The 15,059-nt window shown below is 70.0% G+C and carries 15 protein-coding genes; 11 read left to right on the top strand and 4 right to left on the bottom strand.

Features of this window, described 5'->3' with window-relative positions; translation table 11 throughout:
- Positions 1–48 precede the first annotated feature (48 nt).
- Together ABS642_RS08325 and ABS642_RS08320 are read left to right on the top strand one after the other, a co-directional pair.
- Positions 49–534, top strand: a complete 486-nt coding sequence (locus ABS642_RS08325; protein WP_350352956.1) for a hypothetical protein — start codon at positions 49–51, stop codon at positions 532–534.
- A gap of 21 nt (positions 535–555) precedes the next feature.
- Positions 556–1,053: a GNAT family N-acetyltransferase gene (locus tag ABS642_RS08320; protein WP_350352955.1), complete on the top strand. Its 498-nt coding sequence runs from the start codon at positions 556–558 to the stop codon at positions 1,051–1,053.
- 13 nt (positions 1,054–1,066) lie between these two features.
- On the opposite strand, the gene ABS642_RS08315 is transcribed toward ABS642_RS08320, so the two are convergent.
- Positions 1,067–2,299 carry an acyl-CoA dehydrogenase family protein gene (locus ABS642_RS08315; protein WP_350352954.1) on the bottom strand — a complete coding sequence of 411 codons (1,233 nt, stop codon included), beginning with the start codon at positions 2,297–2,299 and terminating at the stop codon, positions 1,067–1,069.
- 63 nt (positions 2,300–2,362) lie between these two features.
- The gene (locus ABS642_RS08310; RefSeq protein WP_282214192.1) at positions 2,363–3,025 is read right to left on the bottom strand and encodes a TetR family transcriptional regulator; all 663 of its coding nucleotides are present in this window, start codon (positions 3,023–3,025) and stop codon (positions 2,363–2,365) included.
- Between the two features lie 179 nt (positions 3,026–3,204).
- On the opposite strand from ABS642_RS08310, the gene sucC reads away from it, so the two are divergent.
- Positions 3,205–4,371, top strand: coding sequence for an ADP-forming succinate--CoA ligase subunit beta (gene sucC, locus ABS642_RS08305; RefSeq protein ID WP_282214191.1), 1,167 nt, complete (start codon positions 3,205–3,207; stop codon positions 4,369–4,371).
- Positions 4,372–4,400: 29 nt separating this feature from the next.
- Complete coding sequence (sucD, locus tag ABS642_RS08300) at positions 4,401–5,303, top strand: succinate--CoA ligase subunit alpha (RefSeq protein WP_350352953.1); 903 nt, start codon at positions 4,401–4,403, stop codon at positions 5,301–5,303.
- Between the two features lie 163 nt (positions 5,304–5,466).
- On the opposite strand, the gene ABS642_RS08295 is transcribed toward sucD, so the two are convergent.
- Positions 5,467–6,048: a TetR family transcriptional regulator gene (locus tag ABS642_RS08295; RefSeq protein WP_350352952.1), complete on the bottom strand. Its 582-nt coding sequence runs from the start codon at positions 6,046–6,048 to the stop codon at positions 5,467–5,469.
- 76 nt (positions 6,049–6,124) lie between these two features.
- Here ABS642_RS08295 and ABS642_RS08290 point away from each other — a divergent pair, with 76 nt between their 5' ends.
- Positions 6,125–6,526 carry a VOC family protein gene (locus ABS642_RS08290; RefSeq protein WP_350352951.1) on the top strand — a complete coding sequence of 134 codons (402 nt, stop codon included), beginning with the start codon at positions 6,125–6,127 and terminating at the stop codon, positions 6,524–6,526.
- 46 nt (positions 6,527–6,572) lie between these two features.
- On the opposite strand, the gene ABS642_RS08285 is transcribed toward ABS642_RS08290, so the two are convergent.
- On the bottom strand, positions 6,573–8,054 hold the full coding sequence (locus ABS642_RS08285; protein ID WP_282214187.1) for an NCS2 family permease: 1,482 nt from the start codon (positions 8,052–8,054) through the stop codon (positions 6,573–6,575).
- A gap of 92 nt (positions 8,055–8,146) precedes the next feature.
- Between ABS642_RS08285 and ABS642_RS08280 the strand changes: the two genes are divergently transcribed.
- From ABS642_RS08280 to ABS642_RS08255, 6 genes are all read left to right on the top strand, one after another.
- Complete coding sequence (locus ABS642_RS08280) at positions 8,147–9,547, top strand: DUF6350 family protein (protein ID WP_350352950.1); 1,401 nt, start codon at positions 8,147–8,149, stop codon at positions 9,545–9,547.
- A 61-nt stretch (positions 9,548–9,608) separates the two neighbouring features.
- Complete coding sequence (gene purN / locus ABS642_RS08275) at positions 9,609–10,196, top strand: phosphoribosylglycinamide formyltransferase (RefSeq protein WP_350352949.1); 588 nt, start codon at positions 9,609–9,611, stop codon at positions 10,194–10,196.
- Between the two features lie 41 nt (positions 10,197–10,237).
- Positions 10,238–11,845: a bifunctional phosphoribosylaminoimidazolecarboxamide formyltransferase/IMP cyclohydrolase gene (purH, locus tag ABS642_RS08270; protein WP_350352948.1), complete on the top strand. Its 1,608-nt coding sequence runs from the start codon at positions 10,238–10,240 to the stop codon at positions 11,843–11,845.
- A gap of 68 nt (positions 11,846–11,913) precedes the next feature.
- Positions 11,914–13,404 carry an AlkA N-terminal domain-containing protein gene (locus ABS642_RS08265; protein ID WP_350352947.1) on the top strand — a complete coding sequence of 497 codons (1,491 nt, stop codon included), beginning with the start codon at positions 11,914–11,916 and terminating at the stop codon, positions 13,402–13,404.
- A complete protein-coding gene (locus ABS642_RS08260) occupies positions 13,401–13,898 on the top strand; it encodes a methylated-DNA--[protein]-cysteine S-methyltransferase (RefSeq protein WP_350352946.1) in 498 nt (165 codons plus the stop codon). Before ABS642_RS08265 ends, ABS642_RS08260 begins: the two co-directional genes overlap by 4 nt.
- Before the next feature lie 83 nt (positions 13,899–13,981).
- Positions 13,982–15,031 (top strand): membrane dipeptidase, encoded by a 1,050-nt coding sequence (locus ABS642_RS08255; RefSeq protein ID WP_350352945.1) that lies wholly within the window; start codon positions 13,982–13,984, stop codon positions 15,029–15,031.
- Positions 15,032–15,059 lie beyond the last annotated feature (28 nt).

Genomic DNA, 15,059 nt, shown 5'->3' with positions numbered 1-15,059 from the left:
GGAGGGAAGCGGTCGAAGACGGCGCTCAGACGTGCGATCCTGGAGGTGATGAAAGAAGCACAGGGGCCGACCCCCGCAGGCACCTCCCGTCCATACCGTTCGCTCAACGAAGCGCTGCGCGCGCATCGCATCGACATCTCCAACTACGCGTTCATCACGGCGATCGTCGAGGCGATCGGCATCAGCTCCTACATCGACCGCGGTCGCTACATCGAGGCGATCCGCCGTGGCGAGGGGGCATCGCTCCACATCGGCCGCACCTACACGAACGGCTTCAGCGAAGACGAGCGCCTCGTCATCGGTGCGGCTCCGCTGCGTCTGCAGCCGAGTGAGGGGCGTGCGCCGTACTTCTACGTCAATCACCCCACCGAGTTCATGCCGATCGCGCAGCCCAAGCCGAAGCGCACCACGACGCCGCGCGTCTCCGCACCCCGTGGGGAGCGTGCGCCCACACCCGTGGCCGATCGCGACTACGGCGTCTGCGACGTGTGCTTCATGGTCAAGACGCCGGCCGGTGCCTGCGGCTGCAGTTGATCGGGAGCGCCTGAGATGGCGGTGGATGCCTTGCTCCCGATGATCCGGTCGGCCGACCTCTCCGGACCGGATGCCGCGGTGGTCTCCGCGGCTGTCGGCGCGTACCTCCGGCAGACCGAGGAGGAGAAGCGCCGCGAGGGGCTCTCGCCCCTGCCGGACGGCGACGGTGCTCTTCCCGAGCGTTATCGCGCAGAGGTCGACGACCCCGCCGCCGCCTATGCCGGCTTCCACGTGCTCCTCGCCGAGGTCGACGACGAGACGCTGGGGGTCGTCGTCGTGGCGCCGCTCGAGGATGAGGCCGAGATCAAGCGGCTGTGGACGGCACCCGCCGCCCGTGGCCGCGGCATCGGATCCGCTCTTCTCGACGCGGCCGTGGCCACAGCGGACGGTGCCGTGCGCCTGTCCGTCTGGGATTGGCGTGCCGGAGCCATGCGCCTCTACGAATCGCGCGGGTTCGCTCGAGTGCCGAGCTGGGACGGGCGTGACCGACTCGTCTGCATGATCCGTCAGGACAGCTAGCGGCTGCAGCTGATCAGGCGAAGGCGCTCATCCCGGTGATGTCGCGTCCGAGCAGCAGCGCCTGCACGCTCTCCGTGCCCTCGTAGGTGTGGATGGCCTCGATGTCGGCCATGTGCTGCATCACGCCGTTCTCGAGCAGGATGCCGTTGCCGCCGAGCAGGTCGCGGGCGGTCGAGGCCACCCGTCGTGCGGCGCGCGTGTTGTGGAACTTCGCCAGCGACGCCTGCGTCGGACGCAGGTCTCCGGCGTTCTCGAGATCGGCCATGCGGCGGCAGTAGAGCTGCATCGCCGTGAGGTCCTCGAGCATGTGCGTCAGGCGCTCCTGCACCATCTGGAACTTCGCCAGAGGCTTCCCGAACTGCACCCGTGCCTTGGCGTAGGCCAGCGACGCCTCGTAGCAGGCGGTCGCATGGCCGAGCGCGGACCACGCGACGCCCGATCTGGTCGCGTACAGCACGGTCGACGCGTCCTTGAAGCTCGCGGCTCCGGGGAGCACGGCATCCAGGTGGATGCGCACGTCGTCGAGCCGGATGTGCGCCTGATGGATCGCCCGCAGCGAGGCCTTTCCTGTGATGACCGTTCCGGTGTAGCCGGGGGTCTCCTGCTCGACGAGGAAGCAGCGCACGGCCCCGTGCTCGTCAGCGCTCTCGTCGTCGACGCGGGCCCAGACGAACGTGATCCCTCCGGAGGCGCCGTTGCCGATCCACTTCTTCGCGCCGCGGAGGACCCACTCCTCGCCGTCGCGGCGGGCGACGGTCTCGAGCGAGACGGAGTCGGAGCCGTGGTCGGGTTCGGTCAGGGCGAAGGAGCCGAGCACCGAGCCGTCTGCGAGGGCCGTGATCCACTTCTCCTGCTGGGCGGGGGAGCCGAAGAGCGCCAGCGTGCGCAGCGCCAGACCGCCCTGCACGGCGAGGATCGTGCCGAGCGATCCGTCGCCGCGGGAGATCTCCATGTTGACGAGGCCTGCGGCCAGCGGGGAGAGGCGCGTCAGCGACGGGTGATCGATGCCGTCGACGACGAGGTCCATCTCGCCCATGCGGCGGGCGGCGTCGAGCGGGTACTCGGCGCGGTCCCAGGCATCCGCCATCTGCGGGGCGACCTCGTCGACGTAGGCCTTCGCGCGGTCCCAGGCCTCGCGGTCGGCGGCGGGGATGTCGGCGAAGACGGCGTAGTAGTCGCTGTCCTGGCGCCCGGTGATGTCGTACGACGAGACGCGCTCGCCGGGGAAGGGGGCTTCGATGCTCATGGGTACTCCTTCGTGGCACCAAGTATCGTACTCCTCGATACTCGGTCCCACGACCCAGGATCGTCAGTCCAGTTCGGATCGCAGCCTTCTGGTCACCTCGGCGATCGGCATCGAGCGCGGGAACACCGCGACGACGACATCGTCGGGAGCCCCGGCCGCGGCATCCGCTCCCACGCCGTAGCGCCGCCGGACATCGGCGAGCGCCGTCTGCAGCGTCGCCAGCGGCACCTTCTTCTTGCCGCGGAGCAGCTGACGCAGAACGTGGTTGTGCACGGCTGTCACGAGGGCGGCGAAGCCGACGGCGTCGAGGGGGTCGACGCCGGGAAGGGCTCCCCGCAGGTAGTCGTCGAACAGCCGCTCGTAACGGAAGACCGTGATGATCTCCCGCTCGCGGAGCACCGGCACCTGGCGCACGATCTGGTAGCGGCGGCGTGCGAGCTCGGGATCGTGGGCGAAGTGGGCGAAGACGGATTCGGATGCCGCGCACACGGCCGCCCACGGATCCTCGTGTCCCTCCGCGAGGAACTCCCTCAGCTGCCCCAGGAGCACCTCGTGGTCGGCGAAGACCACATCCTCCTTGCCGCCGAACTGCCGGAAGAACGTGGATCGCGAGACTCCGGCCGCCTTGGCGATCTGCTCGACCGAGGTCTGGTCGAAGCCCTGATCCTGGAAGAGCTCGAGGGCTGCGGCGACGACGGCGGCGCGCGGTTCGGGGAAGTCTCGCATAGCGAAAGCCTAGATCGTCCGCACGATTGCGCAATCGGGGGCGCGATCCGTGGGATCGAGCGATGCGCGGGCAGGGCCTCCGCCGCGGGAGCTCCCCGGCAGAGGTAGTAGGCTGGGGGACTGGTCGATGTCTCGACATCGAGAGAATTACCAGACAGCAGCCCAGTGAAGGAACCACAGTGGATCTGTACGAGTACCAGGCACGAGACGTTTTCGAGAAGTACGGAGTGCCGGTCCTCGCCGGCATCGTCGCGGACACCCCGGAAGAGGTGAGGGCGGCAGCCGAGAAGATCGGCGGCGTGGTCGTCGTCAAGGCTCAGGTGAAGACCGGCGGCCGTGGAAAGGCCGGCGGCGTCAAGGTCGCCAAGACCCCCGACGAGGCGTACGAGGCGGCCAAGGCCATCCTCGGCCTCGACATCAAGGGCCATGTCGTCAAGCGCGTCATGGTCGCGCAGGGCGCACGCATCGCCGAGGAGTTCTACTTCTCCGTGCTGCTCGACCGCGCCAACCGCTCCTACCTGAGCCTCTGCTCGGTCGAGGGCGGCATGGAGATCGAAGAGCTGGCCGTCGAGCGCCCCGAGGCGCTGGCCCGCATCGAGGTCAACCCGCTCACGGGCATCGACAAGGACAAGGCCGTCGAGATCGCCCGCGCGGCGAACTTCCCCGAGGACCTCGTCGAGAAGGTCTCCGACGTCTTCGTGAAGCTGTTCGACGTCTACAAGGGCGAGGACGCGACGCTCGTCGAGGTCAACCCGCTGGTCCGCACCGAAGAGGGCGACATCATCGCGCTCGACGGCAAGGTCACGCTCGACGACAACGCCTCCGAGATCCGTCACCCCGAGCACGAGGCGCTCGAGGACAAGGATGCGGCCGACCCGCTCGAGGCCAAGGCCAAGGCATCCGGTCTCAACTACGTGAAGCTCGACGGCGAGGTCGGCATCATCGGCAACGGCGCAGGACTCGTCATGTCGACGCTCGACGTGGTCGCCTATGCGGGCGAGAACCACAACGGCGTGAAGCCGGCCAACTTCCTCGACATCGGCGGCGGCGCCTCGGCTGAGGTCATGGCCGCCGGCCTCGACGTCATCCTCGGCGACCCGCAGGTCAAGAGCGTGTTCGTCAACGTTTTCGGCGGCATCACGGCGTGCGACGCCGTGGCCAACGGCATCAAGGGCGCCCTCGAGACGCTGGGCGCCACGGCCTCCAAGCCGCTCGTCGTGCGTCTCGACGGCAACCGCGTCGACGAGGGTCGCGCGATCCTCGCCGAGTACGCGCACCCGCTCGTCACCCTGGCCGCCACCATGGACGAGGGCGCCGACAAGGCCGCCGAGCTCGCCAACGCCTGACCCGGCGCTGAGACACAAGGACTGAAGAAATGTCGATCTACCTCAACAAGGACTCCAAGGTCATCGTCCAGGGCATCACCGGCGGCGAGGGCACCAAGCACACGGCACTCATGCTGAAGGCCGGTACCCAGGTCGTCGGCGGCGTGAACGCCCGCAAGGCCGGCACCACGGTCGCGCACACCGACAAGGACGGCAACGCCGTCGAGCTGCCCGTCTTCGCCTCGGTCGCCGAGGCCATGAAGGAGACCGGCGCCGACGTGTCGATCGCCTTCGTCCCCGGCGCCTTCACGAAGGACGCGATGATCGAGGCCATCGACGCCGAGATCCCGCTGCTCGTCGTCATCACCGAGGGCGTGCCCGTCGGCGACTCGGCCGAGGCATGGGCGTACACGCAGAGCAAGGGCAACAAGACCCGCATCATCGGGCCGAACTGCCCCGGCATCATCACCCCGGGCGAGGCGCTCGTCGGCATCACGCCGGCGAACATCACCGGCAAGGGACCGATCGGCCTCGTGTCGAAGTCGGGCACCCTGACCTACCAGATGATGTTCGAGCTGCGCGACCTCGGCTTCTCGACCGCCATCGGCATCGGCGGCGACCCGGTCATCGGCACCACGCACATCGACGCGCTCGCCGCGTTCGAAGCCGACCCCGAGACCAAGGCGATCGTCATGATCGGCGAGATCGGCGGCGACGCCGAGGAGCGCGCGGCCGACTACATCAAGGCGAACGTCACGAAGCCCGTCGTCGGCTACGTCGCGGGGTTCACGGCACCCGAGGGCAAGACCATGGGTCACGCGGGTGCGATCGTCTCCGGTTCGGCCGGTACCGCTCAGGCGAAGAAGGAGGCCCTCGAGGCCGCCGGAGTCAAGGTCGGCAAGACGCCGTCCGAGACCGCTGACCTGATGCGTGCGATTGTCGAAGCTCTCTGATCTGAGTTACGCTGGAAAAGAAGGCCCCGGACTCCACTCTGGGGCCTTCTTTCATGCCCGGGCGGCAGAGCTTCTGCGGCCGATCCCACGTTCTGCGGCCATGCAGCGCCCAGGAGGCCGCAGAAGTTCGATGTGGCCGCCGAACTTGCGCCCCCGGAGGCGCCTACTGCGGGCGCGGAGCCACCGCATCCAGCAGCAGGTCGAGCGCGTCGTGCGCCTGGGCGCGGGCCGCGGCATCCGTCTGCCGTTCCGAGAGCCAGAGGGCCAGCTCGTTCATGGCTCCCGACAGCGCGGCGGTCAGAGCGTCCTGCAGCGCCGGCGTGATGCCGGCCTCCGTGAGCCCCTCTCGCAGCGTGGCCGCGGGGCCGTCGGCGTCGAACCTTCGCCAGTCTTCCCAGCTCAGCACGGCCGGTCCGTCGACGAGCAGCACGCGCGCAGCGGCCCCGCGGGTGATCGCGTCGAGGAAGGCGTGGCTGCCGTCGCGGAGCGCGGAATCCGGCGTGCTGTTCTCGGTTGCCGCCAGGATCGCATCGGCGACGAGCTGCTGCTCCGCCGCGGCCACGGCCGCGAAGAGGAGCGGCTTGGACGTGTAGTGGTGGTAGACCGCGCCCCGCGTGACGTCTGCGGCCCGGGCGATGTCGTCGACGGATGCCGCCGCGTACCCGTGTTCGGCGAGATGGGCGCTCGCGACATCGAGGATCCGACGGGCGGTCGCGGCGGCGTCGGCGGCGGATGCTCGTGGCATGGGGTTTCCTTTACGTGCGGTGTGTATGTATTCTAGACCCACGGATACAAACACAGAGTATGTTAAGGAGATCCGCATGGACATCACGAGCTTCTATCCGGTGCTGATGGTCGACGACGTCGCCGGGGCCGCGGGCTTCTACCGGGAGGAACTCGGCTTCGAGACGACCTTCGAGGCCGACTGGTACGTGAGCCTGCGCTTCGAGGGCGGCGAGCTCGCGATCCTCGACCGTCACCACGAGACCATCCCGCCGGGCTTCCGCGAGCCGGTGCGGGGCCTGCTCCTGAACGTCGAGGTCGCGGACGCCGCCGCCGAGCATGCCCGTCTGGTGGGGGAGCGCGGCCTTCCCGAGCGCCTCACGCTGCGCGACGAGGCCTTCGGCCAGCGGCACTTCATCGTGGAGGCGCCCGGCGGTGTGCTGATCGACGTGATCGAGCCGATCGAGCCTTCACCCGAGTTCGCGGAGGCGTTCGCCTGACCCCCGTCAGGCGAGCAGCTCCCACATCTTCGCGATGTGGCGGCCGTCAGATCCCGACGCCGAACAGCGCTTCGATCGGGCCACGCGCGAAGAAGATCAGGAAGCCCGCTCCGACCACCCACAGCAGGGGGCTGATGCTCTTGGCCTTGCCCGAGAACGCGTGGATGAGCACCCAGCTCACGAACCCTGCGCCGATGCCGTTGGCGATCGAGTAGGTCAGCGGCATGACCGAGACCGTGAGGAAGACCGGCAGCAGCACGCGGAAGTCGGCGAAGTCGATGTGACGGATCTGCGCCATCATCATCGCGCCGACGATGATCAGCGCAGCAGCGGCGATCTCGGTCGGGACGATCGACGTCAGCGGAGTCAGGAACATCGCGAGCAGGAAGACGACGCCGGTGACGACGTTCGCGAGGCCGGTGCGCGCCCCCTCGCCGATGCCGGCACCCGACTCGATGAACACCGTGCTCGACGAGGACGAGGTCGCGCCACCCGCGATCGCGCCGACGCCCTCGACGATCAGCGCGGACTTGATCCGTGGGAAGTCGCCGTTGTCATCGGCGAGATTCGCCTCTTTCGCGAGCCCCGTCATGGTGCCCATGGCGTCGAAGAAGTTCGTGAAGAGCAGCGTGAAGACGATCATGACCAGCGCGACGATGCTGACCTTGCCGAAGTCGAAGGTGAAGTCCACCGCACCCACCAGGCTCAGGTCGGGAACGCTCACGGGTGAGCCGTTCAGCGCCGGGACGGTCAGGCCCCAGCCGCCGGGGTTGACGACGTTGCCCTCGTCGTCGAAGCCGCGCGGACCGATGTGCCAGATGGCCTCGACGATCACGGCGAGCACCGTGCCGCCGACGAGGCCGATCAGCATGCCGCCCTTGATCCGCAGCGCCACGAGGATGCCGGTGAGGAGGAGCGTGACCACGAAGAGGAGGCTCGGCACGGTGGCGACCGAGCCGTTCACGCCGAGGCCGACCGGGGGAGACGACGATCCCGTGGCGGTGACGAAGCCGGAGTTGACGAAGCCGATGAACGCGATGAACAGGCCGATGCCGACCGTGATGGCGATCTTCAGCTGGAAGGGCACCGCGTCGAAGATGGCCTTCCGCAGGCCGGTGGCCGCGAGCAGCACGATGATGACACCGTTGATCATCACCAGCGCCATCGCCTCGGGCCAGGTGACCTGGCCGACCACCGAGAAGGCCACGAAGGCGTTGATGCCGAGACCTGCCGCGAAGCCGAACGGCAGGCGCGTGACGAGTCCGAACAGGATCGTCATCACGCCGGCGGTGAGTGCGGTGGCGGCTCCCACCGCGTTGAAGGCGAGCATGTCGCCCGCGACGTCGGGCTTGCCCGACAGGATGATCGGGTTCAGGATCACGATGTAGGCCATCGTGACGAACGTCACCAGGCCGCCGCGGATCTCGGTGCCGACCGTGGATCCTCGCTTGCTGATCTCGAAGAAGCGATCGAGAGCGCTCGTGGGCTCGGTGGTCTCGGTGGGCGCGGGGGACGGGGCAGTTGTCATCGGGGGAACCTCCGGAGAAGACGCTATCGTGTCGTCCGCCCAGCGCGCGCCCCCAGGAGGTGAGCGGGAAGTCGTCGTAGTCTCGATTCGATATGCAACGCCTCCTCGTCGCGCTCCTCGCCGCCTTCGACGCCGCCATCGCCGCCGCGGTCGGCCTCGCCGTGCTCCTGGCGCCGTTGACGCTGCTCTGGACGCTCGCGTTCGGCGTCACCGCGGACTGGGGCGCGCTCTGGCCGCTCACCGGCACACTGTGGGAATTCGGTCACGGCGTGCCGCTCGCCGTGACGATCCCCGACACGCTCATCGTCGCGCTCGGCCTGCCGACCGCAGCGGCGAGCTTCGCCGTCTCGATCACCCCGCTCGCATTCCTGCTGTTCACGCTCCTGTTCGCCGCCCGCTCCGGAGCGCGCGCCGCGCACGCCGGCGCCTGGCTCCTGGGCGCGCTCGCCGGCTCGGCCGTGTTCGCCCTGATCGCCACCGGCGTCGCCCTCAGCACGGGACTCGCGGCCGCGCGGACCTCCTTGGTCCTGGCGATCCTCCTTCCGTCCGCGGTGTACCTCGTCGGTGCGATCTGCGGCGGAGTCCGCGTCGCCTGGGAGGAGGGCGACGGCGGCCTGCTGGACCGCATCCACGATGCCTTCGACGCCCGGGAGGACTGGGCAGCGGTCCCGGTCGCGATCGTACGCGGCACGGCCATCGTCATCGTGGCCGTGACGGGGGCTGCGGCGACGGCGCTCGCCGTGATGATCGCGCTGCGCGGAGGCGAGGTCGTCGCGCTGTTCCAGGCGGCCCGCGTCGACGTGCTCGGCCTGACGGTCATGACGCTGGGACAGCTCGTCTACCTGCCGACGCTGATCGTGTGGGTGGCGTCGTGGATCGCGGGACCCGGCTTCGCGGTCGGCGCCGGGACCGCGGTGTCGCCGGCAGGCACGCAGCTCGGCGTGGTGCCCGGCATCCCGGTCTTCGGCCTGCTGCCGGAGAACAGCTCGATCTGGATGCTGATCATCGTGCTGGTCCCCATCGCCGCCGGTGCGTTCGCGGGCTGGGTGGTCCGCTCCCGCCTGGTGTGGGAGGGAACCCCGCTGGGCATGTCGCAGCGGACCGTCATCGCCCTCGGCATCGGAGCGGTCACCGCCGGGGTCGCGGCGCTCGCCGCCGTGCTCGCCTCCGGATCGATGGGACCCGGCCGGCTGGCGGAGGTCGGGCCGTCGCCGCTTCCGTTCGCCCTCGCGCTGGGCGGCGAAGCGCTCCTCGGCGCCGCGATCCTGCTGCTGTCGCCGCGTCATCGCGACGAGCTGGCGGAGGAGCGCACCGATCGGTGGCTGGCCGAGATGTCGGCCGAGCCCCTCGTGGAAGAGGCCGACGGCATCCCGGCGCCGGCATCCGATGCCGCACGGCCGACCGGCGCCGCCTCCTTCGACGACACGGCGCCGCTGGACGACCTCCGCGGGTTCGTGATCCCCAAGCGCGACCCCTCGGACCGTCTCGACTGACGACGCCGACGCCGACGGATGCCGGGCGGGAGCACGCCCTGCGCCCCGGTAGACTGGGCGCGTGCTCACGGTCGCCGTTCTCATCTCGGGCACCGGCTCGAACCTTCGCGCCCTCCTCGAGGCCGCTCGTCACCCCGATTTTCCCGCCAGGGTCGTCGTGGTCGGCGCCGACCGCGAAGCCGACGGGCTGGCACACGCCGAGGAGTTCGGGATCCCCAGCTTCACCGTTCCGTGGCACGAGCACGACAGCCGCGAGGCGTGGGGCGAAGAGCTCGGCCGCCAGCTCGCCGTGTGGAGTCCGGATCTGGTCGTGCTGAGCGGGCTCATGCGCCTGCTTCCGCCGGCGCTGGTCGCCGAGTACTCGCCGCGACTGCTCAACACCCACCCCGCGTTCCTCCCGGAGTTCCCCGGTGCCCACGGCGTGCGCGACGCGCTCGCCGCCGGCGTCGAGCAGACCGGCGCGAGCGTCATCGTGGTCGACGACGGCGTCGACACCGGACCGATCCTCGCGCAGGAGCGCGTGCCGATCCTCCCCGGTGACACCGAGCACAGCCTGCACGAACGCATCAAACCCGTCGAACGCCGACTCCTCATCGACGTCGTGCGCGCCATCGCCACCGGCGAGCTCGCACTGACACCCGCACCCTGACAGCTTCCACCCGACGCACCTCACGCACGAAGGAGCCCACCATGGCCGGCCCCCGCCACGACCCCTCGCTCTACCGCGACCGCGACACCGTGCCGATCCGGCGCGCGCTCGTCTCGGTGAGCGACAAGACCGATCTGCTCGTGCTCGCCGAAGCGCTGGCCGCGGCCGGGGTGGAGATCGTCTCGACCGGATCGACGGCAGCGGCGATCCGCGATGCGGGCTTCGAGGTCACCGACGTCGCCGCCGTCACCGGCGTCGCGGAGATGCTGGACGGACGCGTGAAGACGCTGCACCCGAAGGTCCACGGCGGACTGCTCGCCGACCTCCGCCTCGAGGATCACGAGCGCCAGCTGTCCGAGCTCGACATCGCCCCGTTCGAGCTGGTCGTGGTGAACCTCTACCCGTTCGTCGAGACCGTCGCCTCCGGCGCGGTCGGCGACGACGTCGTCGAGCAGATCGACATCGGCGGACCCGCGATGGTGCGCGCCGCGGCGAAGAACCACGCCAACGTCGCGATCGTGGTCTCGCCGCAGTCGTACCCCGCGGTCGTCGCGGCGATCGGCGAAGGAGGGACATCCCTGTCCCAGCGCCGCGAACTCGCCGCCCGGGCCTTCGCGCACACCGCCTCCTACGACACGGCCGTCGCGCAGTGGTTCGCCGAGGGCACCCTCGCCGAGGCGGGCGATCTGCCGGTGCACCTGACGATCCAGGCCGAGCGCCTCGCGACCCTGCGCTACGGCGAGAACTCGCACCAGCGCGCCGCGATCTACACGCGCGCCGGCGGCCACGGCATCGCGCAGGCCACGCAGCTGCAGGGCAAGGAGATGTCCTACAACAACTACGTCGACGCGGATGCCGCGCTGCGCGCCGCCTACGACATGGTGAAGCCGGCCGTCGCGATCATCAAGCACGCGAACCCCTGCGGCATCGCCACGACGGCGCCGAACGCCCTCGACCCGATCGCGAGCGCCCACCTGCGCGCGCACGAGTGCGACCCGGTGTCGGCGTACGGCGGCGTGATCGCCGCCAACGGCACCGTGACCCTCAAGATGGCCGAGAACCTGAAGGACATCTTCACCGAGGTGATCGTCGCGCCGTCGTTCGAGCCGGCCGCGCTCGAGGTGTTCAAGGCGAAGAAGAACCTCCGTCTGCTGCAGCTGCCGGAGGACTGGCAGCAGGAGCGGATGGACGTGCGCCTGGTCTCCGGCGGCCTGCTGCTGCAGGACGCGGACCGCTTCCCCGACGACATCGTGTCGGTCGCGAAGAACTGGGAGCTCGTCTCGGGCGAGCGTCCGACCGACGAGGAGATGGTGAACTTCATCTTCGCGTGGAAGGCCTGCCGCGCCGTGAAGTCGAACGCGATCGTGCTCGCGAAGGACAACGCCACGGTCGGCGTCGGCATGGGCCAGGTCAACCGGGTCGACTCGTGCCGCCTGGCGGTCGAGCGTGCGGGAGATCGCGCAGCCGGATCGGTCGCGGCATCCGACGCGTTCTTCCCGTTCGCGGACGGCGCTCAGGTGCTCATCGACGCCGGTGTCACGGCCATCGTGCAGCCGGGTGGCTCGGTGCGCGACGAGGAGGTCGTCGACGCCGCGCGCAAGGCCGGCGTGACTATGTTCTTCACCGGGGAGCGTCACTTCTTCCACTGACCCCGGACATCCACAGCGATGTCCGATTCCCGCCAGTCGATGTCGGCGGGTCGTGACAGAGTGGGGGCATGAGCCTCCCCCTGGCCGACTTCGACGAACGCTATCGGGCGATCAACGCCCGTGACACGCGCTTCGACGGGCAGTTCGTGACGGCGGTGCGCTCGACCGGCATCTACTGCCGGCCGAGCTGCCCCGCACGCACGCCGAAACCGCAGAACGTCACGTTCTATCCGACGAGTGCGGCCGCCCACGAAGCCGGGTACCGCGCCTGCAAGAGATGTCTGCCGGAGGCGGCTCCCGGTTCGCCCGCCTGGAATGTGCGCGGCGACACGGCGGCCAGGGCGATGCGTCTGATCGCCGTCGGCGTGATCGAGCGCGAGGGAGTGCCGGGGCTCGCCGCACGGCTCGGATACTCCTCGCGCCATCTCACGCGCCTTCTCAGCGCCGAGCTGGGCGCTGGCCCCCTCGCGCTCGCCAGGGCGCACCGGGCCCACACCGCCCGCATGCTGCTCGTCGGAACCGACATGCCGATCTCCGACGTCGCGTTCTCGGCGGGCTTCGCGAGCATCCGGCAGGGCAACGACACGATCCGCGAGGTGTTCGGACTCACGCCGGGCGAAGTGCGGGCGCGCCGCCGGTCGTCCGGCATCGAGGTCGCGCCGGGCGTGATCGACCTCGTGCTGCCGTACCGCGGCCCGCTCGACGCCGGCGGCATCTTCGCCTGGATGACGGCGCGCGCGCTGCCGGGGGTCGAGGAGGCGACACCCACCTCCTTCTCCCGACACCTGCGCATGGCCGGAGGGCCGGCCTGGTTCGAGGTGCGTCAGGATGCCGCTGAGCGCCTGCATCTGCGGGCCCGCGTCGCCCAGCTCGGCGACCTCGCACCGCTCGTCGCGACCGTCCGCCGCATCTTCGATCTCGATGCCGATCCGATCGCCATCGACGAAGCCCTCGCCGCGCATCCCGAGCTCGCGCCGCTGGTCGCTCGCACGCCCGGCATCCGGGTGCCGGGATCCGCCGATCCGCACGAGATGCTGATCCGCGCGATGATCGGCCAGCAGATCACCGTCGTGGCCGCACGCACCGCGCTCAGCGGACTCGCCGAGGCGCTGGGGGAGCGCACGGAGAACGGCCTGCTCTTCCCGACGATGGCGGCGATCGCCGAGCGCGGCGCCGAGGTGCTCCGTGGCCCCGCAGCCCGGATCCGCGCCATCACCGGTGCCGCGGCGGCCCTCGCCGACGGATCCCTGCGCCTCACGGTCGGTGACGACGGCGCCGAACAGCGCGCCGCCCTGCTCGCGATGCCGGGAATCGGTCCGTGGACCGCCGACTACGTGCGCATGCGCGTGCTCGGCGACCCCGACATCCTGCTGCCGGGAGACGTCGCTCTGCGCGCCGGCGCGGCGGCATCCGGGCTTCCGGGCGACCCCAAGCCCCTCATCGCCTGGGCGGAGCGCACCGCCCCCTGGCGCAGCTACCTGAGCGCGCATCTCTGGCGAGCCGCACCGCTCCGCCCCGCGCGCATCACCCGAACCGTCACTTCGAAGGAGACATCATGACCGCCATCATCCAGACAATCGACACCGCCGACGGCGCCTTCACGATCCTCGTCGATGACCGGCAGCGCGTGCTCTCGTCCGGCTGGACGACCGACGCCGACGCGATCGTCGGCCGGCTGGCAGCCTCCGCCCGCCCGGAAGCGATCCGCGAGGGAGAGACGGATGCCGCCGCTGCGGCCCTCGCCTACTATGCGGGGGACCTCTCCGCGATCGACGCGGTCGCCGTGAAGCAGACCGGAACGGCGCTGCAGCTCGCCGGCTGGGCCGAGCTGCGGGCGATCGACGCGGGGGAGCCCCTGACCTACACCTCGTTCGCGGCACGATTGGGCAACCCGCGTGCCGTGCGGGCCGCGGCATCCATCTGCGCGCGCAACGCACCGGCGCTGTTCGTGCCGTGCCACCGGGTGCTGCGCACCGACGGCACCCTCGGCGGCTTCGCATGGGGGCTCCCGGTGAAGGAGAGCCTGCTGGCCCGAGAGTCCTCCGCACGCTGAGATCTGCGTGACGATCACGTTACTTCTCGCGCCGTTCGGGCGATATGCCCGGATCGGGCGGCCCGGGGCGGCAGGATGGGCGCATGACCGATAACCGAGCAGCCGCGCTGCACCGCAGCGCCCTCGTCGCCGACGCGCACAATGACCTGCTCTGCGCGGTCGCGACTCGGCCGTCGGACGAGTGGGCGTCGTTCTTCCGCAGGCAGTGGCTTCCGCAGCTGCAGGCCGGCGGTGTCGATCTCCAGATCCTCCCCGTCTTCATCGACGAGTTCTATCGCCCCGAAGGCGCCCTGCGACGCACGCTGCGGATGATCGAGGCCGCACACCGCCTCGCCGAGGGGAACGCGGATGCCGTGACGCTCTGCGTCACAGGCGACGACATCGAACGTGTGATCGCCGAAGGGCGCATCGCGCTCGTGCTCGCACTCGAGGGCATGCCGGGTATCGCCGAAGACGTCGAACTGCTCGAGACCGTGCACCGCCTCGGCGTGCGCGTGGGCTCGGTCGCCCACTTCGGGCGCAGCGCATTCGCCGACGGCAGCGGAGAGGATGCCGCGGGGAGCAGGCTCACGCGTCCCGGGATCCGCGCCTTCGCCGAGATGGAGCGGATGGGGATGATCTTCGACGTGAGCCACCTCGGCGCCGCCGGCGTCGATCATGTGCTGGAGCTCGCCACCCGCCCCGTCATCGCGTCCCATTCCTCGGCGCGAGCGCTGTTCGACCACCATCGCAACCTCACCGACGAGCAGATCGCCGGGATCGCGGCCGGCGGCGGTGTGGTCTGCGTCAACTTCTTCGCCTCCTACCTGCACGCCGACACCCACACGCTCGACACGGTCGTCGACCACCTCGAGCACGTCGTCTCGGTCGCCGGCATCGAGCATGTCGGCATGGGCCCCGACTTCGTCCGCGAGGTACTCGAAGACACGACGGCGCCGTGCTGTGTGGAGGAGCTGGTCGAAGGCGTGCCGGTCGACTGCTACATCCCGGGACTCGAAGGTCCGACCGGGCTGCCGCTCGTCACCGAGGCGCTGCTGCGGCGCGGATGGGGCGAGGACGACATCCTCGCCGTGCTCGGCCTCAACCTGAAGCGCCTTCTGCTGGCAGAGCTGGGGCGCACCGGGCGCCACTGACGGTGTCTGCCGAGAGTCGAACCGCGAA

Source organism: Microbacterium sp. A8/3-1 (genome assembly GCF_040267695.1).
Taxonomy (GTDB): domain Bacteria; phylum Actinomycetota; class Actinomycetes; order Actinomycetales; family Microbacteriaceae; genus Microbacterium; species Microbacterium luteolum.
This window is presented reverse-complemented; position numbering and strand designations above follow the sequence as displayed.

What these genes read in the sequence shown, in the direction of transcription:
- ABS642_RS08325 (WP_350352956.1), top strand. Translation starts at nt 49, where the DNA reads ATGAAAGAAGCACAGGGGCCGACCCCCGCAGGCACCTCCCGTCCATAC.
- ABS642_RS08315 (WP_350352954.1), bottom strand. Translation starts at nt 2,299, where the DNA reads ATGAGCATCGAAGCCCCCTTCCCCGGCGAGCGCGTCTCGTCGTACGAC.
- ABS642_RS08310 (WP_282214192.1), bottom strand. Translation starts at nt 3,025, where the DNA reads ATGCGAGACTTCCCCGAACCGCGCGCCGCCGTCGTCGCCGCAGCCCTC.
- sucD (WP_350352953.1), top strand. Translation starts at nt 4,401, where the DNA reads ATGTCGATCTACCTCAACAAGGACTCCAAGGTCATCGTCCAGGGCATC.
- ABS642_RS08295 (WP_350352952.1), bottom strand. Translation starts at nt 6,048, where the DNA reads ATGCCACGAGCATCCGCCGCCGACGCCGCCGCGACCGCCCGTCGGATC.
- ABS642_RS08290 (WP_350352951.1), top strand. Translation starts at nt 6,125, where the DNA reads ATGGACATCACGAGCTTCTATCCGGTGCTGATGGTCGACGACGTCGCC.
- ABS642_RS08285 (WP_282214187.1), bottom strand. Translation starts at nt 8,054, where the DNA reads ATGACAACTGCCCCGTCCCCCGCGCCCACCGAGACCACCGAGCCCACG.
- ABS642_RS08280 (WP_350352950.1), top strand. Translation starts at nt 8,147, where the DNA reads ATGCAACGCCTCCTCGTCGCGCTCCTCGCCGCCTTCGACGCCGCCATC.
- purH (WP_350352948.1), top strand. Translation starts at nt 10,238, where the DNA reads ATGGCCGGCCCCCGCCACGACCCCTCGCTCTACCGCGACCGCGACACC.
- ABS642_RS08265 (WP_350352947.1), top strand. Translation starts at nt 11,914, where the DNA reads ATGAGCCTCCCCCTGGCCGACTTCGACGAACGCTATCGGGCGATCAAC.
- ABS642_RS08260 (WP_350352946.1), top strand. Translation starts at nt 13,401, where the DNA reads ATGACCGCCATCATCCAGACAATCGACACCGCCGACGGCGCCTTCACG.
- ABS642_RS08255 (WP_350352945.1), top strand. Translation starts at nt 13,982, where the DNA reads ATGACCGATAACCGAGCAGCCGCGCTGCACCGCAGCGCCCTCGTCGCC.